This is a genomic window from Kluyvera sp. CHPC 1.2972, from assembly GCF_036759925.1.
Taxonomy (GTDB): Bacteria; Pseudomonadota; Gammaproteobacteria; order Enterobacterales; family Enterobacteriaceae; genus Kluyvera.
In genome coordinates, this window is the sequence record NZ_JAPKIB010000010.1 from 83,161 (window position 1) to 98,465 (window position 15,305).

The 15,305-nt window shown below is 53.9% G+C and carries 17 protein-coding genes; 4 read left to right on the forward strand and 13 right to left on the reverse strand.

What is annotated here, in order from left to right:
* Positions 1–25: 25 nt before the first annotated feature.
* The 8 genes from emrB to V6944_RS15910 form a co-directional block, all read right to left on the reverse strand.
* Positions 26–1,564 (reverse strand): multidrug efflux MFS transporter permease subunit EmrB, encoded by a 1,539-nt coding sequence (gene emrB / locus V6944_RS15875; protein ID WP_333496711.1) that lies wholly within the window; start codon positions 1,562–1,564, stop codon positions 26–28.
* 16 nt (positions 1,565–1,580) lie between these two features.
* Entirely contained in the window at positions 1,581–2,753 is a 1,173-nt protein-coding gene (emrA, locus tag V6944_RS15880) for a multidrug efflux MFS transporter periplasmic adaptor subunit EmrA (RefSeq protein ID WP_333499656.1), read from the reverse strand.
* A gap of 114 nt (positions 2,754–2,867) precedes the next feature.
* Positions 2,868–3,398, reverse strand: coding sequence for a transcriptional repressor MprA (gene mprA / locus V6944_RS15885; RefSeq protein ID WP_185668712.1), 531 nt, complete (start codon positions 3,396–3,398; stop codon positions 2,868–2,870).
* Between the two features lie 135 nt (positions 3,399–3,533).
* On the reverse strand, positions 3,534–4,715 hold the full coding sequence (locus V6944_RS15890) for an MFS transporter (protein WP_333499657.1): 1,182 nt from the start codon (positions 4,713–4,715) through the stop codon (positions 3,534–3,536).
* Between the two features lie 168 nt (positions 4,716–4,883).
* On the reverse strand, positions 4,884–5,879 hold the full coding sequence (proX, locus tag V6944_RS15895) for a glycine betaine/L-proline ABC transporter substrate-binding protein ProX (protein WP_333499658.1): 996 nt from the start codon (positions 5,877–5,879) through the stop codon (positions 4,884–4,886).
* Between the two features lie 65 nt (positions 5,880–5,944).
* A complete protein-coding gene (gene proW, locus V6944_RS15900; RefSeq protein ID WP_333499659.1) occupies positions 5,945–7,006 on the reverse strand; it encodes a glycine betaine/L-proline ABC transporter permease ProW in 1,062 nt (353 codons plus the stop codon).
* On the reverse strand, positions 6,999–8,204 hold the full coding sequence (gene proV, locus V6944_RS15905) for a glycine betaine/L-proline ABC transporter ATP-binding protein ProV (protein ID WP_220440948.1): 1,206 nt from the start codon (positions 8,202–8,204) through the stop codon (positions 6,999–7,001). Before proV ends, proW begins: the two co-directional genes overlap by 8 nt.
* 409 nt (positions 8,205–8,613) lie before the next feature.
* A complete protein-coding gene (locus tag V6944_RS15910; protein WP_185668717.1) occupies positions 8,614–9,045 on the reverse strand; it encodes a carboxymuconolactone decarboxylase family protein in 432 nt (143 codons plus the stop codon).
* Between the two features lie 86 nt (positions 9,046–9,131).
* Here V6944_RS15910 and pdxR point away from each other — a divergent pair, with 86 nt between their 5' ends.
* Positions 9,132–10,481, forward strand: coding sequence for a MocR-like pyridoxine biosynthesis transcription factor PdxR (pdxR, locus tag V6944_RS15915; RefSeq protein WP_333499660.1), 1,350 nt, complete (start codon positions 9,132–9,134; stop codon positions 10,479–10,481).
* Between the two features lie 67 nt (positions 10,482–10,548).
* On the opposite strand, the gene V6944_RS15920 is transcribed toward pdxR, so the two are convergent.
* The gene (locus V6944_RS15920; RefSeq protein WP_185668719.1) at positions 10,549–10,875 is read right to left on the reverse strand and encodes a DUF883 family protein; all 327 of its coding nucleotides are present in this window, start codon (positions 10,873–10,875) and stop codon (positions 10,549–10,551) included.
* A 150-nt stretch (positions 10,876–11,025) separates the two neighbouring features.
* Here V6944_RS15920 and V6944_RS15925 point away from each other — a divergent pair, with 150 nt between their 5' ends.
* On the forward strand, positions 11,026–11,370 hold the full coding sequence (locus tag V6944_RS15925) for a DUF2002 family protein (RefSeq protein WP_333496718.1): 345 nt from the start codon (positions 11,026–11,028) through the stop codon (positions 11,368–11,370).
* Between the two features lie 43 nt (positions 11,371–11,413).
* Here V6944_RS15925 and alaE read toward each other — a convergent pair whose 3' ends face one another.
* From alaE to V6944_RS15945, 4 genes are all read right to left on the reverse strand, one after another.
* A complete protein-coding gene (alaE, locus tag V6944_RS15930) occupies positions 11,414–11,863 on the reverse strand; it encodes an L-alanine exporter AlaE (protein ID WP_123652669.1) in 450 nt (149 codons plus the stop codon).
* Positions 11,864–12,328: 465 nt separating this feature from the next.
* Complete coding sequence (locus tag V6944_RS15935; protein WP_185668721.1) at positions 12,329–12,508, reverse strand: hypothetical protein; 180 nt, start codon at positions 12,506–12,508, stop codon at positions 12,329–12,331.
* 27 nt (positions 12,509–12,535) lie between these two features.
* Positions 12,536–13,075, reverse strand: coding sequence for a rhodanese family protein (locus tag V6944_RS15940; protein ID WP_333499661.1), 540 nt, complete (start codon positions 13,073–13,075; stop codon positions 12,536–12,538).
* A gap of 12 nt (positions 13,076–13,087) precedes the next feature.
* A complete protein-coding gene (locus V6944_RS15945; protein WP_333499662.1) occupies positions 13,088–13,387 on the reverse strand; it encodes an ArsR/SmtB family transcription factor in 300 nt (99 codons plus the stop codon).
* 629 nt (positions 13,388–14,016) lie between these two features.
* Here V6944_RS15945 and V6944_RS15950 point away from each other — a divergent pair.
* Together V6944_RS15950 and V6944_RS15955 are read left to right on the forward strand one after the other, a co-directional pair.
* Positions 14,017–14,574 carry a fimbrial protein gene (locus V6944_RS15950; RefSeq protein WP_333499663.1) on the forward strand — a complete coding sequence of 186 codons (558 nt, stop codon included), beginning with the start codon at positions 14,017–14,019 and terminating at the stop codon, positions 14,572–14,574.
* A 62-nt stretch (positions 14,575–14,636) separates the two neighbouring features.
* On the forward strand, positions 14,637–15,302 hold the full coding sequence (locus V6944_RS15955; RefSeq protein ID WP_333499664.1) for a fimbrial biogenesis chaperone: 666 nt from the start codon (positions 14,637–14,639) through the stop codon (positions 15,300–15,302).
* Positions 15,303–15,305 lie beyond the last annotated feature (3 nt).

The following is a 15,305-nucleotide window of genomic DNA, read 5'->3' on the forward strand; positions in this document are numbered from 1 at the left end:
CAGCTCAACCGAGCTGGCTTTTTTATCAGTGGGCGCCCCCACCTCCGCCACCCGCGCCAAATGGCGGTCTGGCGAACCATACCAGGCCCAACAGAATGAGGAATATCCCGGCCGAAACCCAGAAGATTTCGTTGGCGGAGACAATCAGTCCCTGGTTGGTGATCTGCTGGGCTATCCAGCCGGAAGCCTGCTGCTGCGTCATACCCATTCCCTGCAGCTGATCGTACATCTGCTGGGCGTTCGGGTTGAACGGCGTCACGGACTCCGTTAACTGCGCATGGTGCAACGCCTCGCGGTTGGTCCACAGCGTGGTGGTTATCGAGGTGCCGATAGAACCGGCTAGCGTACGGGTAAAGTTCGACAAGCTCGAGGCGGCCGCCAGACGCTCAGGCGGTAGCCCGGAGAGCGTGATGGTGGTCAACGGCATGAAGAAGCACGCCACGGCGAAGCCCTGAATAAACTGCGGCCACGCCGACGCGCCGAAGTCCATCCCCGGTTCGAAGGTATAGGCACGCCAGTAGAAACAGACGGCATACATAATAAAGCTGAAGGTGACCAGACGGCGCATATCCAGCTTGTGGGCAAAGCGACCGATAATCGGCGACAGCAGTACCGGAATCACCCCGACCGGCGCGGACGCCAGACCTGCCCAGGTTGCGGTGTACCCGTAGACCTCCTGCAATAGCTGCGGCAACAGAACAATGGCGCCGAAGTAGAGCATATAGGCAAGGCTGATACACAGACAGCCGATGGTAAAGTTTCGCGACTTAAACAACGACAAATCGACTATCGGGTTATCGTCGGTCAACTCCCAGACAATCAGGAAGCTCAGCGATACCACTGCCACTACCGTCAGCACGACTATCTCCGTTGAGTTGAACCAGTCGAGCTCTTTACCCTGGTCGAGCATAACCTGCAGGCTACCAATACCCAGCACCAGCAGCGCCAGACCAATACCATCGATACGCCGCTGCTCGGTCTTCGTCTCACGGCCGCGCAGGCTCTGGAGGCTTAACAGCACGACCAGGGCACCGATGGGCACGTTGATGAAGAAGATCCAGCCCCAGTGATAGTTATCGCTGATATAGCCGCCCAGAATTGGCCCGCAAATAGGCGCCACAATCACCGTCATTGACCACAGTGCCAGCGCAACGGCCCGTTTAGCCGGTGGGTAGTTGTTCAGCAACAGGCTTTGCGACAGTGGGATCAGCGGCCCGGCAACAACCCCCTGAATCACGCGGAAGAAGATCAGCATGCCCAGGCTGTTAGATACCCCGCACGCCCACGACGCAATGACGAAGGCGACGGTTGACCACAGGAACAGCTTCACCTCGCCGACGCGTTTTGCCAGCCAGCCGGTAATCGGAATGGAGATGGCGTTCGCCACCCCAAACGAGGTGATGACCCATGTCCCCTGGCTCAGCGATGAGCCAAGGTTACCGGCGATGGTCGGAATCGCCACGTTGGCGATGGTGGAGTCCAGCACCTGCATGAAGGTGGCCAGCGACAGCGCAATGGTCATAATGACCAGCTGCGCGCCTTCCAGCGGTTTTTGCTGTTGCATTACGCGCACCCCAGCATTAGTTGGCGTTGGCCTGGACGATGTCGTTGATCAGCTTGTTAACCGGGTCGAGGCTGATTTCACGCGCGTTACTCTCGTAAACCGGGCTGGTGCGGATCTGGTTAGCCAGCATCTGACCGTCGCGGTTAGAGGTGTCGACTTTCACCAGCGTAGACAGACCAATACGCAGCGGGTGTTGTTCCAGCTGTTTCTCATCCAGCTCGATACGGACCGGCAGACGCTGTACCACTTTGATCCAGTTACCGGTGGCGTTCTGCGCCGGCAGCAGGGAGAAGGCGCTACCGGTACCCATATCCAGACCGACCACTTTACCGGTGTATTTCACATCATCGCCGTAAATATCGCTGACGACGGTGACCGGCTGGCCAATACGCATATGCGCAAGCTGCGTCTCTTTGAAGTTCGCGTCTACCCACAGGTTGCTGGCAGGCACAACGGCCATCAGCGGTGTGGTTGGGCTAATCTGCGCGCCCGGCTGTACGGAACGACGGGAAACGTAGCCGCTCATCGGGCTAACGATTTTCGTACGCTGCAGGGCAAGCCATGCGTTACGGACTTCGGTCGCTGCCTGACGAACCGTTGGCTGATCTTCCAGCTTAGTACCGAGGATCATTGCCTGGTTAGCGTTGTACTGTTGAACCGCCACGTCCAGAGCGGCCTGCGCGCTGGTGACGGCGTCTTTGGCGTGCTGCAGCTCTTCGCGGCCAATCAGATTGGCGGTACCCAGCGGAATACGACGGTTAAGGTCGGTTTGCGCCTGAGCCAGCGTGGTTTTGCGAATATCGATATTCGCCTGCAGTTGCTTGTTGTTGATCATCAACTGACGCATCTGACGGACGCTTGAGGCAAGCTGAGTCTGCGCTTTCTCAAAGGCCTGTTGAGCATCGGTCTGATCGAGGGTGACCAGCACGTCGCCCTGCTTAATATAGTCGGTGTTATCAGCCCAGACTTTGGTCACGCTGCCAGATACCTGCGCCATGATTTGAACCTGGTTACCTGCCACGTAAGCGTCATCGGTTTCTTCATAATGACGCAACACCAAAAACCAGTAGCTCCCATAGGCTACGGCAATAATAACAAAGAGCAAGGTCAACAAGATGAGGGCGCGTTTACGTTTGCCTTTCTTGTTGGCGGTTTGCTGCGGGGCTTGAGTCTCCGCATTTGCGCTCATGTGATTCTCCACATTCTTATTATTTGTTTCGGCTTAGCCGACCTGTTTTTCCTACCAGAAAGGCCAGCAGAAGTTATCTGCTGGCCTTTCATCTACTTTTTTAACACGGTGATATCAGCGCAGGGCATCCAGAACGGAACCGTCTTCTTCCATCTGATCCAGACGGGTGAGAAGCTTGCGGGTGATATGTTCGAGCTGGTCTTTTTCAGCCAGGCTCAATGAAGACCAAAGCTGATGCAGACAGTGATGCTGAGGAGGCAGCACCTCGCGCAGGAACTCATGACCTTTTTCGGTCAACTGCAGGTGCAGACAACGGCGGTCATTGTCGCTTTCACGACGTTCAATCCAGCCGCGTTTTTCCAGTTCATCGGCAATACGCGTGGCGTTGGTGCGCGATGAACCCAGCGCGCAGCTGAGCTCGGAAGGCTGAATACTGTGATTTTCTTGAGACTCCAGCGTGATTAGCGCCATAAACAACGTCTCGTTAATCCCCTGAGCCTTCAGCATTTTATTACGATTGTCCAGCAGCTTGCCCTGCATGTGCATGCAAAGGCGGGTGAGAAGGATCTCCTGGAAAGGGAACTCTTCACTGCGGCTGGCGCGGAATTTCAGCATTTGTTCAATGGGCGTAAACGAACTATCCATCTGGGCATTACCTCATTAGTTACAGTCGATATAGTAACGATAGTGACAAATAAAGTAAATGAATTATTGTCCGTAATTTATGTGGTTAGTCTATGACATAACGCTGCCGGATACGTACACCCGGCAGCAGCGCCGTTATTCCGCGTCCTGACGATGATAGCCACACCACCAGACTAACAGGTTAGCGATGGCCATCAGACTGCCCGCGAGGCACACGCCCAGCCATCCGGCGTGCTGCCAGGCGGAGGCCGAGAGCAGCGAGCCCGCCGCGCCGCCGATAAAGTAGCTGGTCATATAGCCTGCGGTGAGGCGATTACGGGCATCTGGCTGTACGCGGTAAATCACCGTCTGGTTAGTGATATGCACACCTTGCACCATCAGGTCGAGCACCAGAATCCCGATTATCAGCGCAATAGCGGACGTATGTCCGTACCAGATAGCCACCCAGGATAGCAGCAGCAACACCAGACCCCAGGTGGTGGTCAGATGCGCTTTACCTTTATCCGCCAGCCCGCCGACCGGACGTGCGCCCAGCGCACCGGCTGCACCCGCAAGGCCAAACAGGCCGATAGTGCCTTCAGAATAGTTAAACGGCGCGCCGGAGAGCAGAAATGCCATCGACGTCCACAGAATGCTGAAGTTGGCGAAGGTCAGGCAGCCGAGCAGCGCGCGGGTGCGCAGCAGCTTGTCGTTGGCAAAGAGGCTGAAGATAGAACCGAGCAGCTGTGGGTAGTTAAGATGCGTCTCCTGCTTGAGCTTCGGCAGCCCGCGCCACAACGCGAAGGCCAGCAGCACCATCAGCGCGGAGGCCACCCAGTAAACGGTGCGCCAGCCGCCGAGGCTTGCCAGCAGCCCGGCAACGGTGCGCGCCAGCAGGATCCCCAGCAGCAGTCCGCTCATCACCGTACCGACGACTTTGCCGCGTTTTTCCGGCGCGGCAAGAGTGGCGGCCATTGGCACCAGCAGTTGGGCGACGACGGAGAACAGCCCGGTCAGTGCAGTACCGAGGATCATCATGCCGAGCGAGCTGCTGCTGGCGGTGATCAGCATGCCGCCTGCGGCCAGCAGGGTCATGAAAACGATAAGCGAACGGCGCTCGAACATATCGCCAAGCGGCACCAGGAACAGCAGCCCGGCGGCGTAGCCTAGCTGGGCGGCGGTGACGATAAAACCGGCCTGTCCAGCGCTAAGCGAGAAGTGGCGGGCGATGGTCTCCAGCAGCGGCTGCGCGTAGTAGTTACTGGCAACGGCAAGGCCGGTGGCGACCGACATTAAAACGATCAAAGCCGGGCTAAGCCCGTGAGCAGGTTTAGTCATGGTATTGAGAAAGTAAGGAAAGATGGGGTCGATAATAGCGAAAGGCGCGGGGGAGGGGGGAAATGATGCGTAGCGGATTGTGCTTTTTGGTGGACGCCGAGCCTTCCCGGCGTCGCGTTGCTCGGCCGGGCTACTAATATGATGTAGCCCGGCCGAGCAACGATTTATTTATTTCTGCGCGGCCAGCGCCTCTTTCACCCAACCATCAAATACCTGCTGGTGGGCGTTGATCCAACCGTCGACCTGACCCTGCACGTCGGCTTCTGATGCTTTGCCGTCATGCATCATGGCGTTCTGTGCGTTGATGTCGGACAGCGGCAGCTTCATGATGGCAAACAGCTTCGCCGCCGCCGGGTTTTTCTCGGCCCAGGCTTTGTTGGCGACAATGTGCATGGTGCTGACCGGGAAGCCGTAGTTTGCGCCGTTAGCGAGCTTAGTATCGATATTTTTCTGTACGCCCGGCAGGGAGGAGAACGGCACCTGCAGCCAGACGACATCTTTACCCGGCTTCAGCACATCGCTTACCCAGTAAGGCGTCCAGGTGTAGTACAGAATCGGCTTACCTTCTTTGAAGCGGGTGATGGTGTCGGCCATCATTGCCGCATAGTTACCCTGGTTGTGCTCGACGGTTTTAGTCAGCTCATAGGCGTCCATCTGGTGGTTAATCACCGCTTCACAGCCCCAGCCAGGGTTACAGCCGGTGAGATCGGCTTTGCCGTTACCGTTGGTGTCAAACAGCTTGGCAATCTTAGGGTCTTTCAACTGCTCAATATTGGTGATGTGGTATTGGTCGGCGGTTTTTTTATCAATCAGATAACCCTGCGCCGCGCCGTTAACCAGCGTGCCTTCACGATAGAATTTCTTGTCACCACCGGCGGCAGCGTACATATCATCATGCAGTGGGATCCAGTTGACGGCGGTGAAGGTGGCATCACCCGCGGCCAGTGAGGTGTAAGCCACGTTGTAGTCGACTTCGTTTGGCTTATCGACGGTGTAGCCCAGTTTTTCCAGCGCGCGGCTCACCAGCAGCGTCTGGAAGGTCTCTTCGGAGAGGGTACTCTGCACCGGCTGAACGGTAATGCCTTTCCCTGGGAGGTCGGCGGCGAACGTGCTGGCTGAAACCAGCGTAGTAAAAGCGGTAGCTAAGACGAATGAGTGTCGCATCGTTGTTCCTTTAATAGTGATTGTTGCGGAGCATTGGCCCGACGCCTGCTGGGCCAATACGATGGTTACTTAGAGAAGGGACGCATCAGGAGGCCAACCGGGCCGGTATTGAACCAGCGGCGATTGCCTTTGCTGCGAGAATCGCGGCCCACGGCCTGCGTCAGGCGGTCGAGAATAATCGCGAGGATAACGATCCCTACGCCGCCCACAGTGGCAAGGCCCATATCCAGACGACCGATACCGCGCAGTACCATCTGGCCCAGACCGCCAACGGCGATCATCGAGGCGATAACCACCATCGACAGCGCCAGCATCAGCGTCTGGTTCACACCGGCCATAATGGTCGGCATCGCCAGCGGCAGCTGCACTTTGAACAGCATCTGGCGCGGGCTGGCACCAAAGGAACGCGACGCTTCGATAAGGTCGGCCGGTACCTGGTTAATCCCGAGAATGGTCAGACGCACAATCGGCGGCAGGGCAAAGATAATGGTCACCACCACGCCCGGTACGTTACCGATACCGAACAGCATGACGATCGGCACCAGATAAACGAACGCTGGCGTGGTCTGCATCGCATCGAGCAGCGGCCGGATAATCTTCGACGCCCGTGGGCTGCGCGCCAGCCATATGCCGAGCGGCAGGCCTATCACCACGCAGAACAGCAGCGCGGTCAGCACCAGGGCAAGGGTAATCATCGCCTGCGACCATGCGCCGATAGCGCCGATAGCAATCAGCGAAATCAGGGTCGCAATGCCCATACCGACGCTGGAAATCTGCCAGGCGATCAGGGCGAAAATAATAATCGCCACCGGTGCAGGCATCCCCAGCAGTAGCTGCTGGAAGGCGCTCAGGATGTAATCGACGGGCACGCGAATGCCCTGGAACACCGGGCGGAAGTGCGTGACCACCCAGTCGATCCCCTGCGTCACCCAGCTATCAAGCGGGATCAGCGTCTTATGGAACGGATCCATAATATTGAAGTGCTCCGGTTGCGGTGCAGGCGCGTTATGCAGCCAGTCGGTGCCGCCGCCGGACGGTGCTGATGCCGGTGAACCCCAGGCATCGGCGGAGTTAGCTGCACTATCGGCAGCCGGTGTGGTATCCCACGGATTTGATTGATCAGCCATTGTTCGTTGCCCCCTCGCGATCTAATGCCTGTAGCAGCATTCTTTTTGAAATAACGCCGACGTACTGCTGTTCTTCTCCAACAACCGGTACGGCGCAGGGTGCATGACCCACGTGAGAGAGCAATTCGCTAAGCGGTGTCTGGGCATCGACGGCCAGTGGCTCGTCAATTAATGCCGCCTCGATTCCCTGATTCGCCTTTAGGGCCTCTTTCAATGAATCGATGGAGACAATGCCAACAAACTTATTACCGCGTTCGATGACGTAACCATATTCACGGTCATCATCCTGTAATAATTTCAATGCCGAACGAGGGCCGAAACCTGGCGTTTTACGGATAAGGCCATCCGGGTTACGGCGGGCAATATCTTTGGCGCTAAAGACCTGGCTAATATCCACGCCGCGGAAGAAGGTGCGGACATAATCATTGGCCGGGTTATTCAGAATTTCATCAGGCGTGCCGACCTGTACGACTTCGCCATTTTGCATAATGGCAATACGGTCGCCAATTCGCATCGCTTCATCGAGGTCATGGGAAATAAAGACCACGGTGCGCTGATGCTTCGCCTGTAATTTTACCAACTCATCCTGCATCTCGGTGCGGATTAATGGGTCGAGCGCCGAGAAGGCCTCATCCATTAATAGAATGTCGGGGTTGATGGCGAGCGCGCGGGCTAAACCGACGCGCTGACGCATGCCGCCGGAGAGTTCGTCCGGGTAACCATGAGCGTAGTTCTCAAGGCCAACCTGACGCAGCGCGTCCAGCGCTTTCTCCTGACGTTCCTGGGCGGGAACGCCGGCGAGATCCATGCCGAAGGCGGTATTCTCCAGCACGCTCATATGCGGCATGAGCGCAAATGACTGGAATACCATCGCGATTTTTTTACGGCGAACTTCCCGCAGCTCGGCATCGGATATTTTGGCAATATCCATACCGTCTATCAGCACCTGACCGCGAGTCGGTTCTATCAGACGATTGAGAAGGCGTACCATGGTGGATTTGCCGGAGCCAGATAACCCCATGATGACAAATATCTCGCCTTCTTCAATGGCCAGACTGGCGTCTTTAACGCCAAGTGATAATCCAGTTTTATCGAGAATTTGCTCTTTGGTAAAACCTTTCTCGATATATTTAAATGCTCGCTGTGGGTGCTCGCCGAATATTTTATAAAGATTCTTAACTTCTAATTTAACTGCCATGCAATATGCGATTTCCTGTTTTTAGTTTATGTCGATATGCTACCTGATGAAAATAATGACCTGTTTATACCCTAGCATACTGAGACGATGTGACAACCCTCAATCCGTTTTCAATCGAAATAGCCAATAGGGTGATATCGCCGTCATTTCCCATGATATAAGGGCTGAGGGCGAATTGACGCTGATTGATTTTTTTATGAATTTCGATGCGAAATTTGGTTGAGATCTAAAAAACGGCATGAATATTGTCTGAAAAATCACTGCTGAATTTTGAGTGATATTTGTATGATGATGGCGATTTTTTGAGAAATATCCGGGTAATCATCAGGGGGATATTTGGCAGGAAAATGGAGAATAATGGTGGGAAATTAACGCCCGCAAATAGCGATTATTTGCGGGCGTTTTTTCACTACATCCGCATGCTGACGGCAAGGCGGTTAAAGGCGTTCATCAGGCTGATGGCGAAGGTCATATCGCTAATCTGCTCGGCGCTGAAATGAACCAGCAGCGGCTGGTACACGCTGTCTTCTGCGCGGTTTTCAGCGATGTGGGTCAGATCTTCTGCCCAGGCCAGCGCTGCACGCTCGGCGTCGCTGAAGTGATTGCTCACTCGCCATCCCGCCAGCGCATCCAGCTTCACCTGATCCACGCCAGACTTACGCAGCGCTTTGCTGTGCATCTCCAGACAGAAGGCGCAGCCGTTAATCTGCGACACGCGCAGGTAAAGCAGCTCCAGCAGAGGGCGCTCCAGCGAGCTTTTTTCCAGGGCGATGCTGGCTTGAACCAGTCCGGCATAGACGTTCGGGCTCAGTTCACTATAGGGTTGGCGTAATGCAGTCATATTGTCACTCCTCGTTCAAGATGGGACAAAAATAGCACTATAATGGTCTTAAAAAGATAGCCATATTTGGAGTAAAAAATAAGACCATGAAACCGGGCGGCGTACCACGCTATCAGCAGATTGCCAGAGAACTGAAAGCGGCGATGGAACAGGGTGAACTGAAGGCGGGCAGGCGCTTACCCTCCAGCCGGGTTTATGCGCAGGAGCTTGGCGTTTCGAGGGTGACGGTGGAAAACGCCTACGGCGAGCTGGTGGCGCAAGGCTGGCTGGAGCGTCGCGGGCAGGCGGGCACGTTTGTAAGCGATCACTTAACCCTTGAGCCAGTTGCTGCCGAGCCTCTCGGTTTTGGCGGGGAACACTTCCAGCCGCAGCCTTTCCAGCTTGGTCTTCCCGCGCTGGATCTCTTTCCCCGTGGCCAGTGGGCGCGGGTGATGGGGCATCGGCTGCGCATACAAACGCGCTTCGACCTTGCGCTGGGCGACGTGTGCGGCGAACTGTCACTGCGTCAGGCCATCGTCGAGTATCTCCGTCTCTCCCGCAGCATTGAGTGCGAGGCCGAACAGGTGTTTATCACCTCCGGCTACGCGGCTTCTATGGGGCTTATCCTGCAGGCGCTGGAGGCGCGTGGGGAGGGAATGTGGATGGAAGACCCCGGGTTTCCATTGATTCGCCCGGTCATTGAACAGGCGGGCGTGACGCTACATCCGGTGGCGGTAGATGAGGACGGTATGGACGTAGAATGGATAACCCAGCGCCCCACGACCGCGCGCTTTGCGCTGCTCACCCCGGCCCATCAAAGCCCTACCGGCGTGGCGCTATCGCTGCCACGACGTCGACAGCTGCTGGATTGGGCCGCACATCATGACGCGTGGATTATTGAAGATGATTACGACAGCGAGTTTCGCTATCAGGGTAAACCGCTGCCGCCGTTAAAAAGCCTGGATGCGCCGCAGCGAGTTATCTATGCCGGTACCTTCAGTAAGTCGCTGTTCCCGGCGCTGCGTACCGCCTGGCTGGTGGTGCCGTTACCGTTGGTGGCGGCATTTCGTCGGCAGGCACAGCGGCTGGCCTGCCCGGTGCCGGTGCTCTGCCAGCAGACGCTGGCGGATTTTCTGCGCGAAGGGCACTTCTGGCGGCATCTGAAGAAGATGCGCGTTCACTACGCCGAGCGTCGGCGCTGGCTGGAAACATCGCTACGGGCTAACGGCTTTCAGGTGCTGGAGCAGTTGGGGGGCATTCAACTGGTGGTGACGGTAGACGGTGACGACCGACTCATGGCGCAGCGGGCCAGACAAGCGGGGCTGGCGGTGCAGGCGGTAAACGACTGGCGAGTCAGCCAACGCGGTAAAGCCGGGCTTATCATGAGCTTTACCAATATCGTGTCGCAGCAGATGGCCGATGCTCAGGTCGCGGCGCTGAAGGCCGCCATAAAATAAAAAACCCCGGGTATCAAAGATACTCCGGGGGAGACGCGTTTTTATTATCAACATCGTTGTGATGATATTATCGACGACTGCCCAATAATACGCCAATAAAAATCCCCACTGCCGCGGCAGCGCTCACACTTTGCCACGGTTTATCGCGAATATAGTCATCGGCACAGCCCGCAACGTCACATACGCTTTGCTGTATGCGGGTACGACCATTAATGCGCGCACGGGTTTCGCTCAGCAATTTCTTCGCATTGTGGCGGACGGCCTCAATTTCGTCTTTGTCTTCGCTGGCCCAGCTCTTCAGGATGCTCTCAAGGCTGTCGGCTAATTGGCTGACGTCATTATGAATATCCTGGACTTCATCATCAGCATCGTGGCGATTAAGTGATTTAAACATGAGGTTCTCCACAAAATTTGTTGGAGCAATAAGTGTAGGTCACCCGACATAATTTGCCGGAGATTGGTAGGTTTCTGGAATTATCTGAAAGCGAGGCGAATACTGATTACGGTAAGGTGGCGATGCAGTAAAAGATAAAGAGGATAATATATGTATTTACGACCTGATGAGGTGGCGCGCGTTCTTGAAAAAGCGGGCTTTACCATGGATGCGGTAACCTCGAAAGCCTACGGTTACCGTCGTGGTGAGAATTATGTGTACGTCAACCGCGAAGCGCGAATGGGGCGCACGGCGCTGATCATTCATCCGGCGCTTAAAGATCGCAGTAACAAATTTGCCGAGCCGGCTTCTGATATTAAGGCCTGCGATCACTACGCAGAGTTTCCGCTCTATTTAGGCGGCGAAGTTGAGCAGCATTACGGTATCCCGCACGGCTTTAGTTCACGAATGGCGTTAGAGCGCTTTATTGATGGGCTATTTGGCGAGAAGTTGTAAGTAAGTGACTGGCTGGCTTAGCCAGTCACCTATACCAATATGATTACGCTTTTGCCTGGGTGTACTGTTCCACGCGGAACAGGCGACGGCAGAAATCGAGGAAGTAGCCGTACGCGGCTCCCATCACCAGCGATACCACGGCGTTAGAACTTACCGCCGCCAGGATCTGGTGCCAGTCGGCACCCACGCTCAGCAGAATCAGCACATACACCGGCGACTGGAAGGTGACATAAGCCAGCGGATCCGCTACGCGTTTTACCCAACCCGCCGGGCTAATGCGAGCCGCCTGTCGCATAATAAAGTCGCGATAAATACCGTACGGCCACGCAATAATAATGTTGACCGGGATAGCAACCAGACGCGATGAAAGTGACTGCTCAAAGGTCATTCCTGAGAGAAATATTTCAATCATCATGTTCACGACGGAACAGTAGACAACCATGGCGAAAGTGTCTGCTGCCGCATGACGCAGGCGTGACTGCGCAGAGAACATCGGTATGCTCCTCGAAAATGAACGGTTAATACAGAAAGCGGTCTGTTTTATGGCGTTTTGGGTTGGTTTAATTGACGTGTATAGATTATCCATCTAGATTGGAACAAACAACTAGTGAAATATTTTTATTTAATGCGGTTTTGTCAATAAAATGCTCTGTTTTTGATTGTTTTATGTTCGCCGCGCTATTTTTGTTTTTGTTGTCTATTTTTTATATAAAAATCATTTAGTTAATCTCTGTTTCGAAATCGTAAAAAAGGATGAGAGATCGTGTGTGTTGGCGTAAAGGCACGGCAATGCTGATTTTTATGTGAATAAGGTCACGTTCAGCGTTTTTATCCGAAAATAAGCGGTTAATTTGGCGTTTAGTTCTGCAATGGATGTTCGGGGGATATGCGGGATTTGTGGGTAACTATTCATAAATGTCGAAATGAGGCGGTGAGCGACGCTCACCGCAGCGCAACATCAGCAAACGCCAAAGTCGCCTTCTTCACTATACGGCGCAACGTCCGCCGCCTTTAACGTGTACTGCTTGCCGTTTTCATCGCTGGCCTGTACTGCAACGATGCTGTCTTCATGTGCTTCAATCACTTTTAACTTTGGTCCGCCCATTTTCGGTTGAACCAGATCGCCAGGTGCAAACATCTCAGGTGCTCCTTTGTTATTAAGTTCTTATACGCCGGTGGTGGATGAGCGCCGATTCCACGGCATCACCGCCAGCAGTCGCGCCATGCCGCAAAACCCCGTCACTCCGGCAAAGGTTAACCCTGCACCCACAAAGGCGCTGAGCAGGAAGAACGCGCTGGAGAGGCTATAGCCGAGCACGACGCCCAGTAAAATTAGCACGCCAGCGGCAATCTGTACCTGGCGCATTAGGGGTAGGGGCTGCGATCTATCCATCGCGGTGGCGAGCCCGGCCTGACGCCAGGCTTCAATGCCGCCTGTGAGGAGTTTGACTTGCGCCGGGGCCGCGGCGGCGATTAGGCGGCTCAGGTTGTTACGCGTGCGGTTGCCGGACTGGCAGTGAAAGATAACCACCGCGTCGGCGCTGGCGGTAAGCGTTGCGCCTTGTTCTATGGCACCCAGCGGCAGCAGGCGAGCGGCGGGGATGTGTTCACGGGCATATTCGTCCGCATCGCGGATATCGACGAGGGTCGCACCTTGCTCAATCAACGCAAGGGCCGCTTGTGGGGAGATCTCTTCAACGGTCATTTAGCTTCTCTCTTAGGGACAGTAGAGCGATTTTAAGGTGGCGACAATCTGCTGTACCGCCTCGTTCCGGATGGAATAGTGAATCCGCTGCGCATCGCGCTGGCTGTCAATCAGCCCCTCTTCCCGCATGCGGGCAAGGTGCTGAGAGGTAGCCGATGGGCTGAGCCCGCTGGCTTTCGCCAGTTCACCGGCGCTGGTGCCGGGGGCATCGCACAGCATGCAGAGGATCAGCAACCGGTTGGGGTTGCTCATCGCTTTTAGCAGCGCTGCCGCTTCACTTGCGCGTGTATTCAGGAGTTCACTGTCATTCATATCTATTTTAGGATTTACTTAATTAAGGAAATGCTAAACTAAAGATCGAGCTTTTACCAGCTAAGCGTTCAGCTTGTTAATGAATATGTTGAATTATGTGTGAGCGGTCTAAAAAATCTGCAGCAAGGGAAAAATGGAGGTAGGAATATTCTTAGTTTAACTTAAAAAAATAGCATTTTATGTGATAAAAGACGAGCGACGATGTGCATGTGGTAGTTAATTTCGTTAAATTTACATCGGTAATGTTACAATGCCGCCCTGTTTCTGAATATTAAATGTGTTCTCGTTTTTATTTTTAGATAACATGAATTCATAGTTTGTTATTTTTATTTATACGACGTAAATATTCTAACGGCTATCTCACTAAACAATAATTTTGCATCGTGAATTAATGGTAATATTATTAATGTCGTATACCTAATGAATTAGCTTTCATTGGTTGTTGATTCAACAATAAATATTAAAAGACTTCTGTTTGTATACATTAAACAGAGGGGTGGTTGCGCATTAAATACCCTGCGGATGGAATGAATACATTATAAACATGGAGGATGTGATGGCCTCAAGGTCGGTAGGTAATATTTTAAACCAGATCTTCGGCTTAACTATAAGTTAAATTGAGAACAATTATGAATACACAATTCCGCATTATGGCGTGCCTCGTTGCCGCATTAGTTTCTGGCGCGGCCAACGCTGCAGCAGCCTCTGCGCCGACTGCGCAAGGGGCTGGTGGACAGGTCAACTTTAAAGGCACTATCACGGATGCTTCCTGCAACATAGACGCAGGTAGTAAAGGACAGGATGTCGACTTGGGTACCTGGGATAAGAGCTATTTTAGTGGTGCTGCTGAAACGACAAAAACGGCCTTCAATATCAAAGTGACCGATTGCCCTAATTCGGTGAAGCAGGTATCCGTTTTGTTTGATGGTCAGAAGGACTCGCAGAAGCAAGAGCTACTTGCTGTGGCATCCGGTGGCGCTACCGGTGTGGGTATCAAACTGTACGAAGACGACCAAACCAGTAAGGTTGCGCTGGGTACTGCATCTAAAAAGCAAAACGTAATAGCCGGTTCCCAGGGGAATGGTTCTGCCGTTCTGACGTTCTATGCGGACTATATGTCTAACGGAGCGCCGATTACCGCAGGCCCGGCAAACGGCGTTGCTGATTTTAATATGATTTACAACTAATAAAACCGAGAGCAGAAGGTGACTTCTGTTCTCGGTTTCATCCTGGAACGTTGGGTATTCCCATGAATCGATTGATTACGAGCCTCGCTCTTTCTTTATTTTTTATCTCGGCTACAGCGCATGCGGGAATTGTGATGGGTGGTACCCGTGTAATATATGAGGAAGGCAAGCGCGAAGCCTCTATTTCGGTAACCAATGCCGACAGTAGCACGCCTTATTTAGTGCAGTCGTGGGTTGATAATTATTCGGCGAGTGATAAAGTTCACCCCCCCTTTATTGTCACACCGCCACTTTTTCGTCTCGACCCGGAACAAAAAAACGTTCTCCGTATTAATTTTACCGGTGCGAAACTTCCCGCTGACCGTGAGTCTGTCTTCTGGCTGGACGTAAAAAGTATTGCTCCATCGAATAAGAACGACACGAATAAATTACAGGTCAATATTAAGTCGAAGTTTAAGATTTTCTATCGTCCGAATCATCTTGCCGGTGAGGCCAACGATGCGTTTCAACAGCTCACGTTTGAAACCCGTGGTGCCAGCGTCGTTGCGCATAATCCTACGCCGTACTTTGTCTCCTTTTTCTCATTATCCGTTGGTGGCGTTGAGCTGGAATCGCCGGGGATGATTGCACCGTTTGGCGAGAGAACCTGGTCGGTCAGCCGCACCGGTGTGGTGAAGTGGCGGGCGATCAATGACTTTGGCGGCGCGACTGACTTCGCGCAACGGTAACCG